This window comes from Bradyrhizobium sp. BLXBL-03 (assembly GCF_051853015.1).
GTDB lineage: Bacteria > Pseudomonadota > Alphaproteobacteria > Rhizobiales > Xanthobacteraceae > Bradyrhizobium > Bradyrhizobium manausense.
This window is the reverse complement of record NZ_CP182470.1, coordinates 7420494-7447094: the sequence shown is the minus strand read 5'-3', so window position 1 is coordinate 7447094 and position 26601 is coordinate 7420494. Positions and strand designations below refer to the sequence as shown.

Sequence of the window (26601 nt, the reverse complement as noted above, 5' to 3'; positions counted from 1 at the left end):
AAAGAGCGAGCCACAAGCGATCGTCATCAAATGCGTTTGTGAACAGCACATCTGCGACTCTGACGTCAAGCGGCACAATCAGCCTATGCTAACATACTATCAGTCTCAGTTTCTGCAGCCATCTCAGCTGCGATCGGGAATTGAGCGAGCATCATCAGATTCTGAAGTAAGTGCGAGATCGGGCACACCCGCGGAGATCTTGCCTAGGTTAGGCTCTGCAGATGTTGTGAGCTATATGTCATGGAAAGCACGTTCCGGGCCGTGGGCCACCGCACTCTGCACGCCAGGGATGTCGAACGAGGCTGCGCCCACAACAATTTTCAAGCTCGAGGAGGCAGTCGCAAAGAAAGGTGGGTCGGTCCATGGCCGCAATTAGTTGCCGAAACTCTTCCCGTAAACTTCGCCGAAGAGATCAAGTCGTCAGACCGCGAACTACGCGCACCATTAGCTTCGTACATGTAGCACACGTCGAATAGAGATGCCAGCTTGAGCGTAGCACGCGGATCTTTGACGATGCCGGTGCAATCCACGGCGGCGCCGACTTGTATGTCGAGAGGAATAGCATTGACTGTAGCATCAGTATTGGTGGACTCGTTGGCGGCTAAGCGTCCAGCTAGCACGGTTAGAGTTTCAAGCTTCAACAGGGTTAGATAGTGGAGCTAGATACTGATCGAAAAGCTTCGCAGCGACGTCGCGATGGACATTGGCCGCGATCTGCGGATGTGGCCGGTGACCTATCGCATTGGCCGTGGCTGAGCAGAATTGAATGCGGTTGTCACAGGGCCATTGCTACCAAGTTCATCTTCTTACGCCATGGCCGCTTGAGACAATCTTTGCTCCTCCAAGGTCTTACTGTTTGTCAGCGCGACCAAAAGCGACGAACCGGACGGTGCGCAGGCATTGCGAGCTGGGCTTGCAGCCACCAAACAGACCTAGTCCAAGCCGACTTGAACAACCTGAGGTCAAAAGAAAGCCAATCCTCATTCTGGAGCCGCGCAACTGCCAGGCGCCCATGAGAATCAGGATTTTCTAGATTACGGGGAAGCGTACGGAATGCGAACCGGTGGTAGGCACCCATGCTCAATAGACCGCCTCACTCAGCCGAAACGCATTTTCGACCATCCGCTGGCCCACCTCGTCACCCAGCGACATCAAAGATTCCGGGTGGAACTGAACGCCACCGACCGGCAAACTCTTGTGCTCGACTGCCATGGGCATGCCATCTTCTGTACTGGCCGTGACCGTAAGTGCCTCGGGCATGCTATCGCCTTCGAGGTAAAGAGAATGATAGCGGCCAATTACGATCTCGCTGGGCATGCTTTGCATCAACCGGCCGCCCCGCACCCGAATACGGGAGGGCCGGCCATGTGCGGGCTGTGGAAGTTGGCGGAGCCGGCCGCCGAAGTACTCACCGATCGCCTGTACACCGAGGCAGACGCCGAACACCGGCAGCTTGTTCTCCAGCGCCGCATCGATGGTCTTCTTGATCCCAAAGTCCTCCGGGCGACCGGGACCGGGCGACAATACCAGCAAATCCCACCTCTTCTGCTTGAGCATGTCGAGCGCATGCACATAGCGGACCACGGTGACCTCGGCGCCGACCTGGCGGAAGTAATCGGCGAGCATGTGTACAAAGCTGTCGTCGTGATCGATCAGCAGCACGCGCTTGCCCGAGCCGGTCGCGTCAGGCGCAAAGCTCGACAACGGCTTCGGCGGATCGCCGCGCAGCGCCTGGAACAAGGCTGCGGCTTTCACTTGGCATTCGCGGTCTTCCGCGGCCGGATCGGAATCGAACAGACAGGTGGCGCCAACGCGCACCTCGGCAAGACCATCCTTCATCCTGATGGTGCGGATGGTCAGACCGGTGTTGATGCTGCCGTCGAAGTTCACCGCACCGATCGCCCCGGCATACCAGCGCCGCGGCGAACGCTCGTGATCCTCGACGAACTGCATCGCCCACAGTTTTGGCGCGCCTGTCACGGTGACAGCCCAGGCGTGGGTGAGGAAGGCATCAAGCGCGTCGAAGCCGGGACGCAGCATGCCCTCGACATGATCGACGGTGTGGAACAGCTTGGAATAAGTCTCGATCTGACGGCGTGCGAGCACCTTGATCGTGCCGGGCACGCAGACGCGCGCCTTGTCGTTGCGGTCGACGTCGGTGCACATGTTGAGCTCGAACTCGTCCTTCTCGGAGTTCAGGAGCTGGCGGATCTGCTCGGCGTCACCGATCGCATCGGTACCGCGCGCGATCGTGCCTGATATCGGGCAGGTCTCGACACGGCGTCCGTCGGAGCGCACGAACATTTCCGGCGAGGCCGAGACCAGGAATTCGCCCTCACCGAGATTCATCAGCGCGCCATAGGGCGACGGGTTGATGACGCAGAGGCGCTGAAACACCTCGGCCGGCGAGCGCTCGCAGGGCTCGGCGAAGAGCTGGCCCGGCACCGCTTCGAAAAGATCGCCGCGGGCGAAGGCCGCGCGCGCGGTCTCGACCGTCGCCTGATATTCGCCGGGCGCGTGATCGGCAAAGCCCTGGCGATCCGTCTTCACATACGCGCTCTCGGCGGTCTCGCGCGGCAGGCCTTCGGTCGATTTGCCCTTCCAGGCGAAATCGTAGGAAAGCACCACGCCGCGGCCGGTGGCGCGGTCATAGGCGAGCAGGCGATCCGGCACATAGAGCACGATGTCGCGCTGGTCCTTTTCGCGCGGGCGCTTCTGGACGAGATCCTCGATCTGGAAGACGAGGTCGTAGGCGAAGGCCCCGAACAGGCCGAGCAGCCCGTCGTCATTGGCGGAAAAGGCGGCGACGATGTCGCGCACCAGCGACATCACGCTGGCGCGCCGGGTGCGCTGCTCTTCCTCGACCGGGGCATCGCCGCGAATGATGTGGCCGGCAAGCCGCGAGGTCGTCCTCTCGGAGATCACCACGCAAGGCTCGCGCAGGACGTCGGCGAGGAAGGCGATCAGCACCTGCCCGCGCTGGTTCAGCGCTTCCAGCCTGAAATTGACGCCGACGGCTTCGAGCTTGAGCGGCGGATCGGAGAAGCCGAGGTCAAAACTCTCGTAGCGGCCGGGCACGGTCATGCCCGACGACAGCACCACGCCAGGGCGGCGGTCCAAGAGCTCCGTCAGCTCATCCAGCCGGTCCGCCGGGCCGCAGTAATGCTGTGCGTTGCGTGTAATGAACACCCCGCGATGGGTGCTAAATTCACTGCGCTCCGGCACGGAGAAGACTGTCCTGTTCATGAGATCCTCCACCAAAATTGTTCAAGAAATGCCGCACGAGAGGTGAACGGGCCCCCGCACCTGGTACGCGCCTCTCTCTGTGAAGCCGCCTTCTCGCGCTCCATCCAGAGCGTCCATTTGGATCTTCGTTTTCGATTGTGCAGCCCCCACGTGATGCGCCATCCCAGTTCCGATCGAGCGTCGCAATCTGCTGGGTGGGTTATCGATTGGGAGGAGAAAGCTAAATGCTGTGAACAACGCGAGTAACTGTTAACGCAGATCTGGATGCTGATGATCCTACAAACTGACGTCGCGTCACCTTCAAGCTATTAATCAGTCGTAATGATGTTCCACGAACGGAGGGGGCCCGATGCCAAGGTTGTCGAGGGGCTCTTCGAGCTCGACTTAGTTCTCCATCACGCCGTCGTACTTCTCCTCAACCGCAATCAGTTCGGTAATGGCCGCACGGGCCGGCCTGACCGCTCGTGTTCTTGGTGATCTCAACGGCAGGCGTGGACGCAAGATCCATTTTGCATATAACATAGCGCATCGGCGAAGGCTCACTGCGGGCTGGCTCGAAGGGCGACCCGACGCCAAAGGAAAGTTTTTGGCCTCATCCAGTCCGACCGGGTCCTTTCTGTAAACACCCTGCCCCAGTCTTCAAATCTCGGGCTTAAAGCGAGCAACCGCTGCCAGAGCTACGACCGCAGTGTCTCCGTTCGGACTTGGTTGTGTGCAAACGGATAGGTCGGCACGCTGCGGTGGTCGCCAGTCATTGCAGGCGCTGAGGTTCTCGTGTCGGGTCGTCCAATGTCCGGCCAAAGTGGGTGGCGCGACGCAGTATTGCGCTTTTGGACACACTTTCCGCCCTTCAGATGTCGCGGATGGCTGCAATCAGGCTCGGTTTACCGACGATGTTCATCACCCGCGTCATCATCAGGCAGGTAGGCGAGATCCTGCTTGCCGAACCGGCCCTCCGCCTTGGCCGTTCGACGTTATGGGCTTGGGCAAGGTGACTGCAACGCCAGCCTCTCGCAGGCTAATATCTCCCCTCCGTCGAAGTAGCCGCCAGGCGACCGCCTCGAGTTTGTCCACTTCGAGCACCTCTTTGGCTTGCTTCGACATCATCAGAGCAAGCTGCCCACGGTCGTTGCCGACGTTTATGACCTCTTGCGTAACAATCGGATGGTGTTCGGTGTCGGCCGCGGCCTGGACATTGTAGCCGAGGATACCCGATCCGCGTCCGCTGGTGGCCACCCAACGGGCGTCCGGATCGGTGAGCGATATCTGTTGATCGGGCGTGTTGGCATCTGCATCAAGCACTTCCAGGCGGCTCATCTCCTTCAGCCGAGCAATCTTTTCCTTGATCATCGTCCTGATGCTGATCGCGTCTGATGGCTCCTGCTGATCGGCGCTATCGAGTTGACGCAAATATCGACCGACGCTTTCCTCGACCTGCGCCGTCCGCCCCTCGCCATCTAGGCTTGCGTGAAGTTACGGTCGCGGTTGTTCACCGCCTTGAACTTGCTGACGTCAATCGAGAGTTGGAGTCTGCAACAGGCCCATTTGCCGGCATAGTGCAACGAACTTCGTACAAACATTCCGGATCGCCGCATCTTTTTCGGAAATCGGCGATCGTCCTATGACGGGGAGTCTGGCCGCAGACCAGCCACATTACTACAGCTTTGCAAGGCTCTGAGCGGGAGCCTTTCCGCGTCCACTTGGCGTCACTTCTTCGGACCCAGCTTCAGTTCTCGATGCAATCCCTTAGGACCTGCTTGACGTGTGCCGGCGGCTTGTGAAGCGAAAGAGCTGTGGAAGAATTGAGTGTTCGGAGGCATTTTCGGCTGAATGGCTCGCAAAACCGCTAGATAGATGGGCCTAGAGTAATCTGGCAACCGACATCACCCCTGATACCCCGTGCCAAGCGCGATGTTGAAACATGTCAGCAGGGGCGCTTTCCTTCCAAGTGCCGAAGCAAGGCAACAACCATCTTGAGATTCTACAATTTGCGCTGATCGGACTCTTGCGGTTGAGCATCAGACCAAGCTCTGAGGCCTGGCGGTAGTCATCTTCCTTAGAGCTGACCAAGGCCTCGGGTGATTATCGTCAGTACGGCTTTCTGGCAGGTTCGAACCAACTTGGCTAATTCCTCAGTCGAGCTATTTCATGGAAATAATCCCTTGTGTGGCAAGCGCGTCTAGAACCCGATTGGCCAATTGCTCCGGTGGCTCATCCAATGTCTTCAAATGCACATCCGGTGTGTTCGGCGCTTCGTACGGGGCATCGAGCCCAGTAAAGTTCTTGATCTTGCCTGACTTTGCCTTGGCATAAAGGCCTTTCGGATCGCGTCGGACGCATTCGTCTATTGGCGTATCTACGAAGACCTCTACGAATTCACGGTTCCCGACGAGCTTGCGCACCATGTCGCGGTCGGTCTTGTAAGGCGAAACGAACGAGCAGATGACAATCAAGCCGGCTTCCAGCATCAGTTTCGCCACTTCACTTGCACGCCGGATGTTCTCCACCCGGTCTGCTTTAGTGAAGAGGAGATCACGGTTGAGACCGTGACGTGGGTTGTCACCGTCCAGCAGCATCGTGTGATAAGACCTCGCGAACAGCTTCTGGTCGACGATATTGGCGATCGTTGACTTGCCGGCACCGGAAAATCCGGTGAACCATATGATACACGGCTTCTGATGCTTGAGCGTCGAACGCTGCTCCTTGTCAATCGTCAACGGCTGCCAGGCGGTGCTAGCCGATCGCCGGAGTGGAAATTCGATCATTCCCGCGCCGACGGTCCGGTTGGTATAGCGGTCGATCATGATGAAGGATCCCGTGCGCCGGTTGACACGGTACGGATCGAAGCTCGCAGGCAGAACAGTGGCCACTTCGCAAAAGCCGATCTCATTGAAATTCAACGTGGCCGCCGCCACTGGCTCGCACGTGTCGACGTCGATCTTGTATTTGAAGCGGTTAATGCTGCCGGAGGCGATCGATTGCGTGCCAATCCGGAATGCATAGGAGCGGCCCGGCACCATTGGTTCCTCGTCCATCCAGATCAGATGAGCAGCAAACCGATCGGCGATTTCAGGCGGCTGCGTGGGGCTCGCCAACATATCACCGCGGCTGACATCGATCTCATCTTCGAGGGTAATCGTCACCGCATCGCCTGCTTCGGCAGCTGCAAGGTCACCATCATAGGTCACGATCCGCCTCACACGCGAGCTGCGAGCCGAATGTGCCACGACGATTTTATCGCCAACCGCGACACTTCCGGAAGCGATAGTGCCAGCATACCCGCGGAAATCAAGATTGGGACGGTTCACCCACTGTACCGGAAAGCGGAAGGGCAGGCCGGCCGTCTCAGATTCTACCTCGACACTCTCGAGGTAATCCAGGAGCGGCGGGCCGTCATACCAATCGGTATTGCCGGATCGCTTGACGATGTTGTCGCCGTATCTGGCGGAGATTGGAACCGGGATGATCGAGGTGAAGCCGAGCTCCGAAGCAAAGGCAAGATAGTCGTGTACGATGCCGTCGAAGACATCCTTTCGATAGTCGACAAGGTCGATTTTGTTTACGGCGAGGAGGACGTGCCGGATACCCAAGAGCGAGCAGATGAAGGAGTGGCGTCTGGTCTGCACCAGAACCCCTTTGCGCGCATCGATCAGAATGATGGCGAGCTGCGCGTTGGAGGCGCCGGTCGCCATGTTGCGGGTGTATTGTTCGTGGCCTGGTGTATCGGCGACCATGAACGATCTGCGCGGCGTCGTGAAAAAGCGATAAGCGACGTCAATGGTAATGCCTTGTTCGCGCTCAGCCTGAAGGCCGTCGACCAATAAGGCGAAGTCTATGTCACCTCCGGTCGTGCCTTGCTTGGCGCTATCACGCGTGAGCGCCTGCAGCTGGTCCTCATAGATCATCTTGCTGTCGTGTAGGAGTCGGCCGATCAGCGTCGATTTTCCGTCGTCGACCGAGCCACACGTGATGAAGCGCAATTGATCCTTGCCGTCGGCCTCGGCGACGAAAGGCGCGGCTTCCATATCCATCAAAAGTATCCTTCCCGCTTCTTCCTCTCCATTGAAGCCGCCTCATCCGTGTCGATGAGGCGCCCCTGCCGCTCCGAAACTCTCGCAATCCGCATTTCGGCGACAATGTCCTCGATCGTCGTGGCGTCCGACTCGATGGCGCCGCTCAGGGGATAGCAGCCGAGCGTACGAAAGCGGATTCTCCGCATCTTAGGGGTCTCGTTGGGCAAGAGCGGGAGCCGCTCGTCGTCCATCATGATCAGGGTGCCGTTCCGATGCACCACCGGCCGGTGCTTCGCAAGGTAGAGAGGGACGACAGGAATTCTTTCGAGCATGATGTATTCCCAAATGTCGAGCTCCGTCCAATTCGACATCGCGAACACCCTCATCGTTTCCCCCTGTCGGATCCGGGTGTTGAAAAGCTTCCAAAGTTCGGGCCGCTGGTTGCGCGGATCCCAGACATGTCCTGCCGAGCGGCACGAAAATATGCGCTCCTTGGCGCGGCTTTTTTCCTCGTCGCGCCGCGCGCCGCCGAATGCCGCATCGAATCCATACAGATCGAGCGCCTGCTTGAGGGCGTCGGTCTTCATAATCTGGGTATGTAGCGTGGAACCTGAGTGGATTGGATTGATACCTTTCGCAAGACCGTCCTTGTTGATGTGAACGATCAGATCGGCTCCGACGCGTCTTACTGTCTCGTCGCGAAAAGTAATCATCTCCCGGAATTTCCAGGTCGTATCGATATGCATCAACGGGAAAGGCAGCTTTGCCGGATAGAACGCCTTCAGCGCAAGGTGCAGCATGACGCTGGAATCCTTGCCGATTGAATAGAGCATCACCGGCCTTTTGAACTCCGCTACTACTTCCCGCATAATTTCAATCGACTCGGCCTCGAGCCGACGCAAATGCCGGGGCAGCTCACGCGTTTCGAATCTGATCATGACCCTCGCGTTCATATTGAGATTCTCGAGATCTACCCATGGCGACGAAATTGCAGTGCCGGCATTCACGCCGTATTTCAGAACTTGCCTATAAGATCAGTAATGACTTAGCCTTGATCCGAGCAGGATCGCGTGCTCCGCCGGTAGCCAGCCATGATCGATCCAAAGCGAATAGCGGTTGGCGTCACCATCGCCAAAGGCACAGAATTGTGACGAGCCCGCGGGCTGTAAATCACAGACTGACTGACGATTGTTCAATCTTGGTTGCTGCCTCGACATCACAACTGGCCTACCGTGGTGCAAGCCGTTGCCTGCGGGCGGAAGCCGGGGCAGCGCGATCGGTCCATCTTGCTGAAGGGGAGAATATGATCACCAACATGCTTTTCGAGCTTGCCGGCGTCCCTTTCCACCAATCATTGGCTGGTGCGGAGCCGGCAAAAAACCCGCCAGCAACCGGATTGCGGGCGTCCATAATGACGTTCTCCTCGTAGTCTTCCCGACAGGAAACCTACCATGTTGCTCGATTGCAGGCGTTTTTCCTACCCGGCGGCACGTGAATTTGGGAAATAGATTTTTTGGATGGAACGCATTCACATCGCGGATTGTAGCGTTGCGCTCTTGAGGTCTGTGTCTCGATCTCCTGGTCGCACTCGATCCTCTGACGTCCGAACGCAGTCCTGCGAGGGCAGCTCTGGTGGTTTGCATGACTTAGATGATTTGCATCGCGCCGGCGTTCTTTGCGGGCCTCACGTGAGCAGCAGATGTCTTCTGCCGCGCCAGCATACCGATCTGATGGCCGCTTGACCCAGACGGGGAGTAATTGGGTCCTTGAAAGTAGGCTCATCGCTGTGTGGGCGATCTGTTGTTAGGCCTGCTAATCCCTAAGTTGCTCGACCCTTATCTGTTGGCACCCATATCTCTTGCCGCGAAGCAATGCGCGGCCAATTTTAATGTTTCTCCACTCCGCCCTCCCACTACCGGCTATCCACGCATGGTTGGGTGCCGCCCAGTCAACTACCAGCCTTGGCGATTGATTGAGATGACGGTCACATGTCATTTCATGCGCCCTGCGTGTATTCCGGATCCAACATAAATCTGGCGCCCCGAACCTGACGGGTATGCCGGTCTTCTCGCCTGTCACGAAATGCAATTCTTTCATCTCGATCACGCTTTTGCGACGCGGGGTTCAATTCAGATGGAACCGTTGTGCGCCCTGGGCATGACCGGATTTCGACATGACTGCTATGAATGACAAACGCCCGATCGCGATCTGGGCGGTGATGCAGTTCGCCTTCCGCCACTGGCTGCGCCAACCCTACCGTGCCGCCTTTGTACTGGGGGGCTTCCTCGGGTCAACGGTGGCCGACCTGTTCATGCCGGTCTACTCTGGCCATCTCGTCGACGCGTTGACGGCAGGCCCCTACAACCAGGCAGCGCGACATGCTGCGTTGGTCGCTTTCGGCGGTATCGTCGCGCTCGGAATAGTTTCGATGATCCTGCGCTTCATAGGTCTGCGGGCAATCATTCCGTTCACGCTTCAGACGATGTCGGATGTGACGCGCGAGGCGTTCATGCGCGTCCAACGGTTCTCAACCGATTGGCACGCCAACTCTTTCGCCGGTTCGAGTGTGCGAAAGATCACGCGCGGAATGGGGGCGATCGATTTGCTCAACAATACCATTTTGGTGTGCCTATTGCCGTCTTTAACGATACTGATCGGCTCGATGATCCTGCTCGGGCTGCATTGGCCTGCGCTTGGCGGCGTGATCGCGATTGGTACGGCATTTTATGCCGCGACTACGCTGATATTCGCGATCCGCTATATCGCGCCTGCCGCACGGGTCTCCAACGCCTGCGACACAAAGGTTGGCGGCACGTTAGCCGATGCGATTACCTGCAATGCGGTGGTAAAATCCTTCGGCGCTGAAGCGCGTGAGGAAGCTCGGCTCGCCGGCACCATCAACCGCTGGCGAATGCGGTCGCTGCGAACCTGGTTGCGCTACAACTATGCCGCAATGTCTCAGATCTCGCTGCTCTTGTGCCTGCGAGCCTCGGTGATCGGCGGCTCGGTGCTGCTGTGGATGGCTGGGCTCGCCTCACCAGGCGATGTCACTTATGTGCTGACCAGCTACTACGTTATCCACGCATATCTGCGTGAGGTTGGCATATACATCAACAACCTCCAGCGTTCGGTCAACGATATGGAGGAGCTCGTCGCGCTCCACGACGAGCCGATCGGGGTCGTGGACGCGCCGGATGCAATTCCTATCGCCATTGAGGACGGTGAGATCGTATTCGACGACGTCACCTTCCAGTATGGCGGCGGCGAAGCACCGCTCTACGACAGGCTGTCGGTTGACATAAAGGCCGGCGAGAGGGTTGGTCTGGTCGGCCGCTCCGGATCAGGTAAGACGACCTTCGTTAAGCTGGTGCAGCGGCTCTATGATATCTCGGGCGGGCGCATTCTGATCGACGGCCAGGACATCGCTCTGGCCACGCAGCAATCGCTCCGCAGCCAGATGGCTGTCGTGCAGCAGGAATCGATCCTGTTCCACCGTTCGCTCGCCGAGAACATCGCATATGGCCGGCCGGGAGCCAGTATGGCGGCGATCGAGCGCGCGGCGCGGCTTGCCAATGCGCACGAGTTCATCCTGCGCCTGCGCAGGGGCTACGGCACGCTGGTTGGTGAGCGTGGCGTCAAGCTCTCAGGTGGCGAGCGGCAGCGCATCGCGCTGGCGCGCGCTTTTCTCGCCGATGCGCCAGTTCTGATCCTGGACGAGGCAACCTCAAGCCTCGATTCGGAATCTGAAGCCCTCATCCAAGAAGCGATGGAGCGACTGATGAAGGGCCGTACCTCGATTGTGATCGCACATCGGCTATCGACGGTGCGCAGCCTCGACCGCATTCTGGTGTTTGATGGTGGCGTTATCGCCGAGCAGGGCACGCATGCTGCTCTGACGAGGCGGCCCGGCGGGATCTATCGGCGGCTGCTGGAGCGCCAGGCCACGGAGTTCGGCCGGATCTCCGCAGCAGGCTAGTTAATAGGGACGGCGCTGTGACGTCTATTGTTGAGCTGGGGCGCGAATTGAGGGGGCAGCCAAAGGTAGAGGCACAGCCAGAAGAGGCTCAACATGGCTGAAGCTCAAATAGAATTCGGTGGCGTTGGAAGGATACAGATAGCGGGCTGGCCAACGGCAGCTCGCAACCTCAGCGATCCGTTGCCGAAACTAGAGACGCGTGCTGAAGGATCCTTATGCAGAGAACGACGCGTGGCTCTTAGGAGAGCGGTATTGCAACAAAGTCCAACTTCTTCAGATGATTTTCACGTGTGATTCAATGACCGTTGGCGACACGAGGCAGTGGCCGAACATTGGAGGAGATGGCAACATGCTGGCGCAATTGGCTCTAAGTGGGTGGCCTCGGCGACTGTCATCATACGCGCGCCGCCCGTCCGGCACTTCGACGAGTTGCCGCTTGCGTTGCTGAAATCCGATAGACGTAGCCAGCCGGCACGGGTTGGAAATCCTTCAAAATACACGTTTTGCGCCGAATTTCAGCGTTAATGTACGAACCATTGCACCAAACAACATCGCCAAGTGGCTATTGTGCAGCGGCAAGGGCGCGGGTTGATTTCGAGGCGCGCACGTCTGGGCAACAGAAGGCCGTAAGCCGCTCTGCGGTCGGATCCCAGAAAGCCGCAGCTGCAATCGGCCTGGGGTCGGTTGGATAAGACGTTGACGCGCTTGTGCTGAATTCGTTCGTCGTATTTTTCCTCCCGCGACGAACACACACTGGCCGCCCCCGTTTGGGGCGGCCTTTTTTTGCCAGGCATGACACGGACAGCGCCGTGACTGGCGCGAGTTTCCCGCAGTGGTGTCCAGTGGAGATGTAAAGTCACTCTACGGGCCTGCCGATAGAAACCGTCAACCGAATAGCAAGGGACGTCGCGCGACGGTATCTGAAGGAGACCGTAGCAGAGCGCCGGTTCGGCGAACAGCCAGTGCATATGAGGCATCCGCATCCGCCGCAAATCGCGAAGCCGATATTGCCCGGAAGGTGCGGGCGATCACGATGGGCGCCCTTGCCCAGTGCAGAGAGCTCTGGCGCAGCGGCAGACTGTTTCGCCTGGCAAGCCCGACCAGCTTGGTGATTGCTCGATGCATCAGCCCGCGCGCCGGCGGCGCGGAAGCGCAATCGTCTTTTGCGTTTGAAGAGTGTACTGCCCAAATGTGTGTTTCGCAGGCAGCGACTAAAGTGGAGTGTCTCCGAGACTTGGCGGAGCCTTCAATGCCGGTACCGCGGCGATCGCTCAACGTAGATCGCGAAATTCCATGAGTGCGATTGAAACGATATGGCGGGTGGCGATGATTGGGATGATCTCCTATTCAAAAAACACCCGCTCGTCTGCACGCTCGCAACCGGCTTCGTCCTGTGAATCTTATCTCGAATGCTTTCGCGGTCCGCGTCGCGGTTTTGGTAGCTAAGTAGCTTCCGACGTAGTCGTCTCCACTTCCATGGGTTCGTTTTGCGGCGAATTTTTCGCCTTCCCATGCCGGGCGCGATCTGGCCAGGAGAGAGCGAATTCGAGAGAAGACCCGGCAGATGATCGAGCAGGAAGGGGGCACCTGCTTTGCGTTTCAGGCCAACGTCAGCCAGCGATCGGATTGTGAGGCCATGGTCCGAAAGTGCCTGCAGCAATATGGAAAGATAGACATTCTTCACAATAACGTTGGCGTCGAGCCGAAAACATTTGGCGGAGTGCTCAACACTGACGATGATGAATGGGATCGCATCATCAACGTCAATCTCAAGAGCATGTTCATTACGACCAGCGCTGTCCTATCATCAATGTTGGAGCGTGGTAGTGGAGCGATTCTGAACATCTCGTCAGTATCGGCAGAGAGGCTCTCGCCAGGACTGTTCCTATATTGCGCTTCCAAAGCCGGAGTGAATACGCTTACCAAAGCGATAGCGCTCGATTACGCGGATAAAGGCATTCGCGTTAATGCAATCATGCCGGGGCTCATGGATACGCCCATGGTCGAGAGGCACAAAGAGTTTTATAGCGGCGATCGCGAAAAAATGCGCCAACTTCGAAACGAACGCGCCCCAATGAAGCGCATGGGAGAAGCTTGGGATGTCGCAAATGCTGCTCTGTTCTTGGTTTCGGACGAGGCGAAGTATATCTCCGGTCAGGTCCTTGCCGTTGATGGCGGATATCTGTGCAAACCCTAACGTTGGCCCCGCCGGTCGGCAGGCGTCACGCTATCTAGGGCTAAGGCCTAAGAGGCTGCAGCCCCGTTCTTGGTAGCCGATATGGGGAGGGTCTCGTGATCATCGGTCTTGCAGATCTCATTCGCAGGAAGGACGTCACACCGAATGAATTGCTTGATGAGGCGATAAGCAGAACTGAGAAGATTATCCGGAAATCAATGCCGTAGTTGTCAAGCACTATGACTTTGCCAAAAGGCAGATCTCAGAGGGGCTGCTAGAAGGTCCCTTTACAGGTCTTCCTTTTTTGTTGAAAGACATCACGACGCTGGCGGGAACGCGAACCAGATATGGATCGAGCGCCTATAATGATTACGTCGCGGACCATAACAGCACAATCGTCGAACGCCTGCTAAAGACTGGCGTCACAATCTTCGGAAAGACGGCGGTTCCAGAATTCGGCGCACTGGGCACCACCGAGTCCCGCTTGCACGGCCCAACGCGCAATCCATGGAATCTAGCGTATTCCGCCGGGGCTCCTCGGGTGGGGCTGCTGCGGCTGTCGCTGCGCGCATCGGGCCCGTAGCGCACGCGAGTGATAGCGGCGGGTCTACGCGAATACCGGCCTCTGCGTGCGGGCTATTCGGGCTTAAACCTACCGGAGCACGCACGCCGGTCGGTCCGAATAAAGGACTAGGGTGGACCAGCCTAGTTGATTGTCCACACGTCATCAGTGTGAGTGTGCGCGACAGCGCTGCCATGCTCGACGCATTGTCTGGGCCGGAGCTTACGAGCCCTTTTTATGCGCCTCCTGCGGAAGGAGCGTTTTTGAATGAAGTAAGTAGAAATCCCGGCCGCTTGCGCATCGCCTTTTCAAGCGAATCTCCTTACGGCGACGACCTCGACCCTGAGATTACGAATGCAGTTCGGGAGGTGGCCTCGCTGTTGGAGCGGCTCGGTCATGATGTTGAATAACGAGCGCCTACTCTACCTTTCGATCTGATCGAAGTGGGAGAAGTCATAAACGGAGCCAACTTGGTAGCCTCCGCGGTGCGTGCGGCCGAGGGGCGACTTGGTCGCCCGATGACCGAAAGCGACTTGGAGGTTCTTACCCTGCTACGCGCACACAATGCCCAGACAGGAACCGCAATCGATTATGTCACCGCTGAGCAGTCCTTTTTGAGATTTGCCGGTGCCTTGTCGAGTTCTTTTCCGCGTGCGAAGTCTTTCTGTGTCCCACGCTTTGCGGGTCACCGATCCGCATTGGAGAGCTTGAATCAATGAGCGCTGATCTCTCACATATTCAGGCAGCACGTCGGCGCGTATGGCCAATGCCGCTCGTATTCAATATGAATCTATGTCTGTGCCGCTCGCTTGGCACAAGTCAGGGCTACCAATGGGGATGATGTTCTCGGGCCGTTTTGGTGACGGGGCTACACTGCTGCGGCTTGCTGGGCAGCTCGAGCAAGCGCGCCCCTGGAAGTCCAAGATGCCGCCGCACCATGCGTAGCCTCTCTCGCTGCTATTCGCTGTGCTCCACCGGATTCGGAGGCCGCGCGGAATTGGGGCGACCGCCCACTACATCGAGTAGGTTACCTGATGGCGGCGGCCGCTTTCAATTGAAGCGGTTCAATGTGTCTTGGTCGGACGGCGATCGATTGCTGACCTGCGAAAATTGGTCGCCTTTCGGCTTCAGGCGTTCATTTCGAAATCGGGAGAGCTAGATCAACATGCTCCAGTTCGACCAGTTCGTTGACGGGCTGCACTGCCGCACTGCAGTCCCTGCGTGCGTGCCTGCGGATTCATGCTTTCAGCGGGCGTCGAATTGTAAGCGCGTCCGTCTCCCTCAAGGCGCGTCAGACGACCGAAACAACGCGGGAGATAATTTGTCGCCTCTACCTTCACCGCGCGGTTACGCGCCGGGCATGAGTGAGGGCGCGGGACTTATCTGCTACCCATGAGCGACCACCGCCGTGCAAGCCGGCGCCAGTGGCGGTGCAGTTCACCTCAAGGCTGGAGCCGACTATGCGATACGATCAGGTAGACGCGCGCACCCTCGAGATCGTGCAAAAGAACAACCGCCTAACTTCCGATGTGATGAGTGAACTGGCGGGGCTTTCTGCCACAGCTTGCCAGCGGCGACTAAAGAGGCACCGGTCGGACGGGTTCATCGAAGCCGAGGTCTCAATCGTTTCGCCGAGGGCCGTTGGAAGACCAATCCAAATGCTCGTGTTGGTGACAATGGAGCGGGAGCGTTCGGCTATAATTGATCGGTTTAAGAAGGACATCAAATCTTCGGCTGAAGTCGTCAACGGATTCTACGTCACTGGCGATGCTGACTTTGTCTTATACGTTACCGCACGTACCATGGAGGATTATGAGCAGTTCACGAGACGCTTCTTCTATAAGACCCCGGACATCAAATGCTTAAAGACGATGGTCGTATTGGATCGGGTCAAAGCCGGCTTTGCTGTTCCAGTTGAGAATCCTACCTGCGATAAACTAAGTAATCTTTGATGGGGGCATTGAGAATCACTGCGCATGCGCAAACAACCGATCAGCAACGGCCGATGTTGCAAGTCCCGGTTGACCATCCTCGTCAGGCGCGATCAATCCGTCTCCGCAATCCGATCAGCTCCGACGGAGTGATCGCTGCTGTCCCGCCACGGGAGACAAGAAACTGCTGCTTGACGCTACTTCGCAATAACAAAAATGCGGAGACCATGTGTTCTGGAGAATTTACGTGTTCACGTCTATGTAAAGGCGCGATGAAGTTATCGACGTAATGACGACGCTCGCGGAGCGAAAGACAACCATAATCGTCGTGACACACAAGTTGGGGTTTGACCGCCGAGTTGGCGATCGCGTCGTAATCATAGATGCTGGTCGAATTGTCGACGATCTTGCAAAGGACAAAGTTTTCGCAGGCAATGCTAGCGATCGTGCTCGCGACTTTCTGTCCGAGACTTCAATAGCCCGGCATCGCTACGCCGGGTGGCTGAGCGTTGATCATTGTTCATAAGAATTCAGGGCGCTCAGAGCCTAGTGATGCAGCATTATGGCAGGTCGAAGCGGCTGCGACGATTGTCTGCCTGAGTTGAGACGGTGTGGGCCGTCAGGGACACGAATGTGTCCACCAACTGCTGGACGGTGTGCAGCCGGGCGGTTTCCGCAGCTCTTTAATTGATCCCAGATTGCGTGTTCTTCTGTCCATAAGCAAACGTGGATCTATGATTGCAGCCTGACAACCTGTCGTGATTGCGACGCCTGATTTGGAGAAAGTAGGACGATGGCCTGCATTAAAGTGGCCCAAGTCCTGCAATGCTCTCTGAGGCAGCGCGGCTTGGCCGATTACTGCCGAGCGGGACGAATGGGTCGAAGGAGCGAGGCGGATCTTCTTTTTTGAATTCCGACGCTTCCGTGTTTTAGCTCCGCTTCGTTTCGCGATCCTTCCAATCGCAGATTATTAAGAGAGGTGCCATCATGTCATCCCAGTCAGGACAGCGGGAGTCGATCAAGCTCGTCAGCCCTGAGGACCGTTCTAGGGTCATCGCTATTCTGACAATAGCTTTTGCGATGTGCCCGTTACTGAGGTGGCTGTACCCGGAGCCGGATCGCTTCCTAAATCACTTCACAGGCTTTCTCGACTATTATGCTGGCGATCCGTACGCAGATCAAAGCGGAGTGTATTTTGACAGCGACGATAAAGGGGCGCTTCTGTGGTTAACCGACAAAACGTCCCGCGATGATGCAGCAATGATGAGGTTCCTGCTTAGCAGTGTGCCGGATAACAGGCGAACGGAAACGGAAAAGCTATTCGAGGAGTTCGGCAAGTATCATCCTAAGGAGCCGCACTGGTACTTCACTATGTTGGGCATCGATCCCATGCATCAGCGATTGGGCTTAGGAGGCCTTCTATACCAGCACGGCCTTGCCATCCTGGACGAGGCGAAAGGACTGGCGTTCACAGAAGCCACCAGCCTTAGGGCGGCGCGCCTGTATGAGCGCCTGGGATGGCAGATTGTGGGTGAAGTCCAGATCGGCAGTTCGCCGCCGTTTTTCCCAATGCTCCGCCCTTCGCTGGTGAGCGGGTCCAGGCAGCAAAGCCTGCCCGCTCGCAGATCAGAATCCGAAGCCAAATCACATCGACGCTGACTGCAGTGGGGCACGCGTGACCCTAGGATCCCAGGATCTCGAACGACTTGATCAACTATTTTGCTCCATGCAGGATGCCAACGCTTGCTTTCTGGGCTACCCGTTTGCGAAGGACTTCAAATATGAGCCGTTGTGGCGGTTCCTGAAGTTCACTGGAAACAACCTCGGAGATCCGTTCGAGCCAGGGACCTATCGTGTCAACTCGCATGCCTTCGAACGCGAAGTTGTTGATTTCTTTGCTCAGCTATTCCGGGCGCCGGATCGCGGCTTCTGGGGCTACATCACCAATGGCGGAACCGAGGGAAACATCTATGGGCTGTATCTCGGCCGCGAACGTTATCCAGATGGCGTCGCGTACTTCTCGCGAGACTCCCACTATAGTGTGAGCAAAGCGGTTCGTCTGCTTCGGTTGGAATACGCTGTTGTGGACTCGCAATCACACGGAGAAATCAACTACGACGATCTGGCGCGAAAGGCGAGCGGTGGACGAAATCGTCCGGCGCTAATAGTCGCAAACATCGGAACAACAATGAAGGAAGGGAGGGACGACACGTCAAGAATTCGTGCGGTCCTGCGGGATGTCGGAGTTCGAGAGATTTATATCCATGCCGATGCGGCATTGTGCGGGCCATACGCTCCAATTCTAAGCCCGAAGCCGCCCTTCGATTTCGAAGACGGAGTGGATTCGGTCACGATCAGCGGACACAAATTTCTTGGGGCGCCTATGCCGTGCGGTGTCATTATCGCGCGTAAGTCAAACGTGCAACGCGTCCTGCGCGCGATTGATTATATCGGCAGTTCGGATACGACGCTGAGCGGATCTCGAAATGCGTATACCCCGATTGTCCTCTGGTACGCAATCCGCTGTCTGGGAATCGTGGGGATCAAGCGTATGTTCGATCAATGCGAGCGACTGGCTGCCTACACATGCGACGAGCTCAACGCCCGCGGTGTCGGCGCATGGCGCAATCCCTATGCGCTAACTGTTGTCTTTCCACCTGTCGAAGAGGCTATCAAAGCTAAGTGGCAAATAGCCACTCAAGACGTTAGCCATGTAGTGGTCACGCCGGGGACGACCAAGGACCAACTCGATACGCTGATTGAGGCGATTGCGGACACTGGCAGGTGATGCTGTGTAGGCGTCGGCAGCCTGTCGTGTTTGCGGGCGGTTCCTCGGCTTCAGCAACAATAGGAGGGCAATGTTGAGAGGACGTTTGCCCTCTGGCGGTCTAACCGCGCAAGTGAGCTGTGCTTCGTGCGCTGTCGGATACACGACGCTCGAGCGGGGGTGTCGTGTTCTGCGCTTACGTCGATGCAGCCCTCAACGAAGCGCTGTAGTCGCTCGCTCGAATCAAGATGCGCCGAATATTTCCTGGAACCAATATAGAAATGCCGCCGAATCCACGTCGCCCGAGTCTAGGCGGCAAAGGGGTCTCCTAATCCCAACCAAATGCAGCAGCAGAGTTTGAATTGCGTAAAACCAGACGAGCAAATCCGAAGCGCGGTCAGGACGTCAACATGGGAGGCTCGACTGAGCGGCTCTCGTCCGTTGCGCAAGACGGGCCTAAGTTGTCGATCGGCGAAAGAGTGGGCGGTGCCATTCGGCATATCCGCCTTGAGCGACGACTCAGGCTTGGTGATGTGGCATCGGCAGCGGGTATTTCAGTTTCCATGCTCAGTCGTTTCGAAACGGGGCGATCCACGGCCAGCCTGCTGCTGCTCGAACGCATATGCACGGCCTTGGGCGTCGATCTTTCAACCTTGTTCAGTAGGATCGAGCAATCGAGGGGAGACGCTCAATTCATCAAGGCCACCCAGTTGTTGGAGGTCGTTCGCCCGGGTACCAAGCATGGGTACACCTATCGGCTGCTGTCTTGCCGAACACGAAAGTCGTTCGAACCCTTTCTCATCGACATGGATAAGAGGAGTAAGAGTCATCCACGTTTTCAGCACGGGGGAACGGAGTTCATTTATATGCTGAGTGGGAGAATGCATTATCGATTGGAGGACAAGACCTTACTTCTCGAGTCTGGAGACGCAATCACGTTCCCGGGGCGCGTTCGGCATGGCCCGGAAAAGCTCTTAAGCAATTCCATTCAGTTGATCACGATGATCGTATATGCGGAATAATTGTAGGGGCCTTTAGCCCTGGCGGCCCACAGACGCCGATCGCCCGCGATGGATTTGCGAGTTCGACTGCTGCTCGGCTTCGACAAGGCAAGTCATTTCAGATAGCTGAATAACCGCGGTGAAACTCGCAGGGCGCAGGCGATCAAAGGCGAGAGCCTGAAGATTCGAGAGGTCCACTGCGTGAGCCCATGCATTGCAGCTCGGCGCCGAGCTGGATTACAAAAAAGAGCCCGGAGCCTGTTAAAGCTCCGGGCAGTGGAGGGAGGAGCACCCGGATAGGGCACCCGCCGTCATTTGCTGGGCGGCGACCCAGCTCGCTGACGGCCCGCGAATCGCAGATCTAGCCGAAGGCGGTGCCGCTGGTCAGGAGGAGGGCGTTGGGAGGCGGTAGGATCATGGATCTCTCTCAAGGACTTTTGAGGATGAGACGATCTATCCGACCAAGGCATACGCCTCGATTTCGACGAGCTGCCATTCGCGCAACATCGAAGTGACCTGCACTAGCGTCGAAGCAGGTCGGATCGCGTCGAACGTTTCCTGGTGAGCTCTTGCAACGTCGTCAGCATCGGCAATGTTGCGGACGTAGACCACCGTGCGAACGACATCCGTGAGCTCGGCACCCGCTGCTTCAAGCGCCATCGAAATTGTCCTTAAAGCCGCTCTCGCTTGGTCGTATGCGCCACGGCCTTCGAAGTCCGCCGGAGCGCACGTGCCTGACACGTGAATCTGGCCATGCTTGGCGACAGCTCGGGAATAGCCAAAGATGTTCTCGTAGGCTCCCCCTGACGATATATTTTGTCGATCTTGTCGTGTTATCGCACCCGTTGCCATCTCATCTCCTCCAATTCTGTGACGTTCATCGGCCATAGCCGCTCCAACAACTCTGCCTGATCGCCGTCGCATTCCCGCATCTCGTCGATCTCGCTAGCTTGCAAGTAGAGAACTGCGAAGTGCAAGTTCTAGCGATCTCCGATCTTCTACAGTCCCATGACGTCACGGACGCGGTACCATGCTTCGACAGCTGGTACGGCTGGTTTTGCGAAGGCGTGAAAAAAATGGCTCGGGAAGCCCAGTTCGTCGAATGCGGACCGACCTTCCGCCTTCCCGAGCATTTTGAGCGCTATCTTTCGACCAAAATGGGTGGAGCGCGAAATGCCCGTTCCGCAATATCCCATTGCGTAATGGATCCCGTCGGGCGTTCGTCCCAAATGCGGAAACTCATCAAATGTGTAACCGATCAGGCCACTCCATGCGTAGGATACCTTCACGTCTTTCAGAACAGGAAAGGTGCGCAGTGCATCACGCGCCAGATGCACGTAGGCGGCGAGCGCCGAATCGCTTGCAAAATGGTTCGCTCGCCCACCCCAAATCAATCGGTTCTCATCTGGTGCCGGACGAAAATAGAAGAACACGCGGTTGGTGTTGCCGTACACGCGCCTTTTCGGCATCAGCTCATCAAAGGTGTGCGCTGGAATTGTTTCCGTCGTTAGTTGTGCCGAGCGGATCGGGATGATGCGCTTCCGAAAGAATGCACCTACATCTCTGGTGTAGCCGTTCGTCGCAACGAGAACGTCTCTGGCCTGAATTTGGAAATTATCGAAACATAGCGTGTGCTTAGCGCCTCCACTCGTGATCCCGCGCACTGCTGCTTGGCCGTGCACGGCGGCGCCCGCTTTTATGACGGCGTTGAGGAGACCCGCATGGTACTTGCCCGGATGGAGGCTCGCATCGCGCGGTAGCAGCGATCCGCCGTAAAACAGATCCGAGCCGATTTCCTGACGCTGCTCGGCTCTACTGATCATGCATGATTCGACGCCAGCGTAACGCTTCAGATCGTCCAGGTCGCGAGCCATGCCATCATAGTGCTCCCGCCGCATCGCGCCGCGGAAGCGCCCGCAGCGCGTGAAAGAGCAATCGATCTTCTCCTGCTTGATGAGAGTTTCGATGCCGTCCAGCATTTCGATTCCTTCACGGAGCAGTTCAACCGCCTTCCGCTCGCCTTTCATTTGGATCAGGGTCTTCACCCGAAATTTCTGATTGCCGCTGCCGACCTGACCTCCATTGCGAGTGCTCGCACCAAAGCCAGGTGCGCCCGCGTCAACGACAACGACGTTCCGTCCCGCGCGAGCGAGGACCAAGGCAGCAGAAAGCCCTGTAAATCCCGCCCCGATAACGACCACATCCGCTTTCCTGGCCGGAATTGGCCAAGGACCGGAGCTCGGCGCCGCCGCGCGCCACCAGAAGGGGATCGCCGGCGTAGACCAATACTTTCCCCAGCCCTCGGCAAGCTCAGAGAGGGGAATTCCTAAGGGTTCATTTTCGGCGCTGGCCGTCTCGATGAAGCTTGACACTTGCCGTTCCCGATCGGATAGTTTGCATATAATAAAAATAACTTGCAGGAAATGCAATATGGATATACGTACATCGTGCCGGCATGGGCAACTCGCCAGAGTTGGTGCAAGCTGACGAGGAGCCAATCAAAGGAGAAGTCCGAATGCATCTCCCGAATACGTGGACTGGCGCATTGTCACCGGGGAGTCTTGCGACCCCTAAGGATTTGGACCTAGCCGGGGCTCAGGCTTTCCTGAAGCAGGCAGGTGTCCGCTACCTGCTCGCGCAGTTCGTCGATCTGCATGGAGTGGTGAAGAGCAAGGCCGTGCCGGTCCAGCACCTTGAAGATGTTTTGACCGATGGAGCTGGTTTCGCAGGCGGTGGCGCATGGGGCCTTGGCCTTCTGCCCCACGAGGCCGAATACATGGTGGTCTGTGAACTCAATACGTTGACGGTCACGCCGTGGGTGGCGGGATACGCTCGCATGATGGGTGCGGGGACCGTGAAGGGAGCGCCGCATCCGATCGATACGCGTAACGTCCTCAAGAAGCAGGTCGCGCGATTTTCCGGTCGTGGTTGGACGCTCAACACGGGGTTGGAGCCTGAATTCATTCTACTGAGGCGCGAGCCGGACGGAAGGCTTTCGCCGTTTGATAGTACGGATACGCTGGCCAAGCCCGCCTACGATTATCGTGGCCTTATGCGCGGCCGGAGCTTCCTTGAGCGCGTGACGGAGTCCTTGCAGGCTGTTGGGATCGACGTCTATCAGATCGACCACGAAGATGCGAATGGGCAGTATGAAATCAACTTCAAATACGCCGACGCGCTGAAGACGGCAGACCAGATCGTTTTCTTTAAGATGGCAGCCTCCGAGATCGCGCACGAGTTCGGCGCGATTTGCTCATTCATGCCCAAGCCGCGCAGCAATTCGACTGGCAATGGCATGCATATCCACTGCTCAATCGCCGATGAGGGTGGACGAAACCTTTTTCACGATGACGCGGATTTAAATGGAATGGGCTTGAGCAAGCTCGCCTATCATTTCCTTGGTGGCGTGCTGGCCCATGCTAAGGCATTGACGGCGCTTCTCGCGCCCACGGTGAACTCATACAAGCGTCTTGTTGTCGGTCGTACGGTGTCCGGCGCGACCTGGGCTCCCGCCTTCATCGCCTACGGGAACAATAACCGAACCGCGATGGTGCGGATTCCCTATGGGAGGCTTGAGATCCGCACGGGCGACAGCAGCATGAATCCGTATCTCGCCACCGCGGCCCTCATCGCTGCCGGTCTCGATGGTATCGAACGCGAGCTCGATCCGGGGCCCCCCAGAAACGTCAACTTCTATGGTCTCTCGCTCGAGGCAATCAATGAAATGGGCGTAGATCTGCTTCCGCAGACGCTCGCCGAAGCGCTGGATGCGCTTCAATCCGATCAGCTATTCGTCGGCACTCTCGGGGAGCCGGTTATCAACGAGTTCATGTCGCTGAAGAGATCGGAGTGGCTGGAATATCACCGCCACGTGTCCGACTGGGAAGTTGAGAGATATCTCAGCTTTTTCTGACTTTACCTCTGCCGGAGAGCAAGATGTGTGGAATTGCAGGCCTATTTATTAAAGCAACTCGACTTCAGCCGCGCCTAGGTGAGCTGCTTGCGTCGATGACCTCGACGCTATGTAGCCGGGGGCCCGACTCGGCCGGCTTTGCTTTGTATACGGCGGAGGAGCCGGGAAAAACGAAACTTACCCTGACGTCTGTGGATGCGAGAACCGACTACGACCGGCTTGGAGATATGCTCTCGCGATCGCTCGGCGCATCGGTTTCGCTGACGAGCCGTCACACGCACGCCGTTTTGAGCGTGCCAACCGCTCTTGCGCAATCTTGCCGCGATTGGCTCTTGGAGAATGCAAAGGACATTCGGATATTGAGCGAAGGTCTCAATCTCGAGATCTACAAGGAGGTTGGCTATCCGGACGAGGTGGCTCATTCGTTCGACATTGGCTGCATCGCTGGGACGCACGGCATCGTCCATACCCGAATGGCGACCGAATCGGCCGTGACGACGACCGGTGCTCATCCGTTTTCGACCGGGCCTGACCAATGTCTGGTCCACAACGGCTCTCTCTCGAACCATGCATCTCTCCGGCGCGAGCTCAGGCGTGACGGGATTGTCGTCCAGACCGAGAACGACACTGAGGTCGCTGCGGGCTACCTGACTCGCGAGCTAAAGCGCGGGAGAACGCTCGGAGAGGCTCTCAGATCAAGCGTGGACGATCTGGACGGATTCTTTACCTTTGTGGTCGGGACCAAGAACGGATTTGGTGTGTTGCGTGATCCGATCGCTTGCAAGCCTGCGGTCATGGCCGAAACCGACGACTATGTGGCATTTGCTTCCGAGTACCGGAGTCTGACCTGTCTCCCGGGAATCAAGAACGCACGGGTATTCGAGCCAAAGCCCGCAACACCTTACTTCTGGGAGCACTAGCAATGAATCAGATCGAGAGGGCTAAATGGTCGCTAGGCAATCTCAAGCAGTCCCCGTCGTCCAATGACACGCGGGAGATTGATCTTCTCACGACGCCGCTCCGTGATCTGAACTCTATGTTGCAGGCTCTTGGCAGCGCCACCAAGACCGACGAGGCGTCTTTTCGGGTCCTAAACCCCAACGGAGGACACGCGATTGCCGTGGGCATCAATGCGCCTCTCGATGTCGAGATCGCGGGCCACGTTGGCTACTATTGTGGTGGTATGAATAAGTCGGCAAGCATTTTGATTGACGGCAATGCCGGGCAAGGGGTCGGTGAAAACATGATGTCAGGCTTGATCCACGTGAGGGGCGATGCCAGTCAGTGTGCCGGCGCCACCGCGCATGGCGGCCTCCTTTTGATCGAGGGAAATGCGAGTGCCCGTTGTGGTATTTCCATGAAGGGAGCGGACATTGTCGTGAAAGGCAGTATTGGCCACCTGTCAGGCTTTATGGCTCAGACCGGCCGTCTCGTTTCATTCGGCGATGCCGGGGAAGCGCTGGGCGACTCGATCTATGAGGCTCGCATCTATGTTCGCGGCAAGGTCGAGAGTCTCGGTGCTGACTGCATCGAAAAGGAGTTGACCGACGAACATCGCGCTGAGCTTTTTTCGCTACTCACGCAGGCTGGCGAGGCTCACAACGTGGATGTGTCGGATTTCCGTCGCTATGGGTCTGCCCGCAAGCTTTACAATTTCCACATCGACAATGCCGGGGCCTATTGATGAACGCGATCGAGAAGACATGGGGCTACATTCCACCGCGCCGTTCTGTCACCTTTGACGAACATGCGATTGCCGAAATCCGGCGCGCGGCGGCAACCGGAATATACGATATCCGCGGTGGCGGCACCAAGCGGAAGGTCCCGCATTTTGATGATCTTCTATTCCTCGGCGCATCTATGTCGCGCTATCCCCTGGAAGGCTATCGGGAGCGCTGCGAAACCAGAGTGGTCCTTGGAACACGCTTTGCCAAGAAGCCAATCGAGCTTGCGATCCCAGTGACGATCGCGGGCATGAGCTTTGGTGCTCTATCGGCGCAGGCCAAAGAAGCGCTCGGAAGAGGAGCAAGCCTTGCCGGCACGTCGACCACGACGGGCGACGGCGGCATGACGCCGGAAGAGCGCGGTGAGTCGAAGACACTCGTTTATCAATATCTGCCGTCAAGGTACGGGATGAATCCGGACGATCTCCGCAAGGCGGACGCGATCGAGATAGTCGTTGGGCAGGGCGCCAAGCCCGGTGGCGGTGGCATGCTGCTCGGTCAGAAGATTTCTGATCGCGTTGCAAAGATGCGATCGCTTCCCAAGGGAATCGACCAAAGGTCTGCATGCCGGCATCCGGACTGGACGGGAGCGGATGATTTGGAGATCAAGATACTAGAGCTGCGCGAGCTGACGAATTGGGAAAAGCCGATCTATTTGAAAATCGGCGCCAGCCGACCCTATTACGATGTTGCTCTCGCAGTCAAAGCGGGAGCAGACGTCGTGGTCCTCGACGGAATGCAGGGTGGCACCGCTGCGACGCAAGAAGTCTTCATCGAGCACGTCGGCATCCCAATTCTTTCGGCGATCCGGAGCGCGGTGCGGTGTCTACAGGATCTTGGCATGCATCGAAAGGTGCAACTGATCGTGTCGGGTGGAATTCGCAGCGGGGCGGACGTGGCCAAGGCTCTTGCTCTGGGCGCGGATGCGGTCGCGATCGGGACCGCCGCGTTGATCGCACTCGGTGACAACGATCCCCACTATGAAAGCGAATACCGTGCACTCGGGACCACCGCCGGCTGCTACGATGATTGGCACGAGGGCAAAGATCCGGCGGGCATCACCACCCAGGACCCCGGTCTCTCGGCGCGACTCGATCCCGTCCTGGCTGGGCGCAGGCTCGCCAACTACCTCAAGGTTATCACGCTCGAAGCGCAAACGATTGCGCGCGCATGTGGCAAGAGCCGTCTGCACAATTTGGAGCCCGAGGATCTTGTCGCCCTGACGGTCGAGGCTGCCGCTATGACACGGCTTCCGCTGGCGGGGACAGATTGGATACCAGGATCCTAGACTG

General features: G+C 57.5%; 16 protein-coding genes and 1 pseudogene. 11 read left to right on the top strand and 6 right to left on the bottom strand.

Features of this window, described 5'->3' with window-relative positions:
* Nucleotides 1-1080: 1080 nt before the first annotated feature.
* The 4 genes from ACNJX9_RS35345 to cysD form a co-directional block, all read right to left on the bottom strand.
* Nucleotides 1081-3246, bottom strand: coding sequence for an anthranilate synthase component I (locus ACNJX9_RS35345; RefSeq protein WP_439406689.1), 2166 nt, complete (start codon nucleotides 3244-3246; stop codon nucleotides 1081-1083).
* Between the two features lie 915 nt (nucleotides 3247-4161).
* Complete coding sequence (locus tag ACNJX9_RS35340; protein ID WP_439406688.1) at nucleotides 4162-4596, bottom strand: hypothetical protein; 435 nt, start codon at nucleotides 4594-4596, stop codon at nucleotides 4162-4164.
* Nucleotides 4597-5387: 791 nt separating this feature from the next.
* The gene (gene cysN, locus ACNJX9_RS35335; RefSeq protein ID WP_439410189.1) at nucleotides 5388-7271 is read right to left on the bottom strand and encodes a sulfate adenylyltransferase subunit CysN; all 1884 of its coding nucleotides are present in this window, start codon (nucleotides 7269-7271) and stop codon (nucleotides 5388-5390) included.
* A gap of 5 nt (nucleotides 7272-7276) precedes the next feature.
* Nucleotides 7277-8197 carry a sulfate adenylyltransferase subunit CysD gene (gene cysD / locus ACNJX9_RS35330; protein WP_439406686.1) on the bottom strand — a complete coding sequence of 307 codons (921 nt, stop codon included), beginning with the start codon at nucleotides 8195-8197 and terminating at the stop codon, nucleotides 7277-7279.
* 1235 nt (nucleotides 8198-9432) lie between these two features.
* On the opposite strand from cysD, the gene ACNJX9_RS35325 reads away from it, so the two are divergent.
* The 7 genes and pseudogenes from ACNJX9_RS35325 to ACNJX9_RS35295 all read left to right on the top strand — a co-directional run bounded on the left by ACNJX9_RS35325 (nucleotide 9433) and on the right by ACNJX9_RS35295 (nucleotide 19693).
* On the top strand, nucleotides 9433-11235 hold the full coding sequence (locus ACNJX9_RS35325) for an ABC transporter ATP-binding protein (RefSeq protein ID WP_439406685.1): 1803 nt from the start codon (nucleotides 9433-9435) through the stop codon (nucleotides 11233-11235).
* A 1525-nt stretch (nucleotides 11236-12760) separates the two neighbouring features.
* The gene (locus ACNJX9_RS35320) at nucleotides 12761-13432 is read left to right on the top strand and encodes an SDR family NAD(P)-dependent oxidoreductase (protein ID WP_439410188.1); all 672 of its coding nucleotides are present in this window, start codon (nucleotides 12761-12763) and stop codon (nucleotides 13430-13432) included.
* Between the two features lie 283 nt (nucleotides 13433-13715).
* Nucleotides 13716-14383, top strand: a pseudogene (locus tag ACNJX9_RS35315) (amidase).
* A gap of 1050 nt (nucleotides 14384-15433) precedes the next feature.
* On the top strand, nucleotides 15434-15925 hold the full coding sequence (locus ACNJX9_RS35310) for an Lrp/AsnC family transcriptional regulator (RefSeq protein ID WP_439406683.1): 492 nt from the start codon (nucleotides 15434-15436) through the stop codon (nucleotides 15923-15925).
* A gap of 966 nt (nucleotides 15926-16891) precedes the next feature.
* On the top strand, nucleotides 16892-17563 hold the full coding sequence (locus ACNJX9_RS35305; protein ID WP_439406681.1) for a GNAT family N-acetyltransferase: 672 nt from the start codon (nucleotides 16892-16894) through the stop codon (nucleotides 17561-17563).
* 16 nt (nucleotides 17564-17579) lie between these two features.
* Complete coding sequence (locus ACNJX9_RS35300; protein ID WP_439406679.1) at nucleotides 17580-18692, top strand: histidine decarboxylase; 1113 nt, start codon at nucleotides 17580-17582, stop codon at nucleotides 18690-18692.
* A gap of 341 nt (nucleotides 18693-19033) precedes the next feature.
* On the top strand, nucleotides 19034-19693 hold the full coding sequence (locus ACNJX9_RS35295) for a helix-turn-helix domain-containing protein (protein ID WP_439406678.1): 660 nt from the start codon (nucleotides 19034-19036) through the stop codon (nucleotides 19691-19693).
* Nucleotides 19694-20125: 432 nt separating this feature from the next.
* On the opposite strand, the gene ACNJX9_RS35290 is transcribed toward ACNJX9_RS35295, so the two are convergent.
* Nucleotides 20126-20524 (bottom strand): Rid family hydrolase, encoded by a 399-nt coding sequence (locus tag ACNJX9_RS35290; RefSeq protein WP_439410187.1) that lies wholly within the window; start codon nucleotides 20522-20524, stop codon nucleotides 20126-20128.
* A 146-nt stretch (nucleotides 20525-20670) separates the two neighbouring features.
* Nucleotides 20671-22044, bottom strand: coding sequence for an NAD(P)/FAD-dependent oxidoreductase (locus tag ACNJX9_RS35285; RefSeq protein ID WP_439406677.1), 1374 nt, complete (start codon nucleotides 22042-22044; stop codon nucleotides 20671-20673).
* A 143-nt stretch (nucleotides 22045-22187) separates the two neighbouring features.
* Between ACNJX9_RS35285 and glnT the strand changes: the two genes are divergently transcribed.
* From glnT to ACNJX9_RS35265, 4 genes are all read left to right on the top strand, one after another.
* A complete protein-coding gene (gene glnT / locus ACNJX9_RS35280; protein WP_439406675.1) occupies nucleotides 22188-23585 on the top strand; it encodes a type III glutamate--ammonia ligase in 1398 nt (465 codons plus the stop codon).
* A gap of 23 nt (nucleotides 23586-23608) precedes the next feature.
* Complete coding sequence (locus tag ACNJX9_RS35275) at nucleotides 23609-24505, top strand: class II glutamine amidotransferase (RefSeq protein ID WP_439406674.1); 897 nt, start codon at nucleotides 23609-23611, stop codon at nucleotides 24503-24505.
* A 116-nt stretch (nucleotides 24506-24621) separates the two neighbouring features.
* Nucleotides 24622-25269: a protein glxC gene (locus ACNJX9_RS35270; RefSeq protein WP_439410186.1), complete on the top strand. Its 648-nt coding sequence runs from the start codon at nucleotides 24622-24624 to the stop codon at nucleotides 25267-25269.
* A complete protein-coding gene (locus ACNJX9_RS35265) occupies nucleotides 25269-26597 on the top strand; it encodes an FMN-binding glutamate synthase family protein (RefSeq protein ID WP_439406672.1) in 1329 nt (442 codons plus the stop codon). The genes ACNJX9_RS35270 and ACNJX9_RS35265 overlap by 1 nt, the downstream gene beginning before the upstream one ends.
* The last annotated feature ends 4 nt before the right edge of the window (nucleotides 26598-26601 follow it).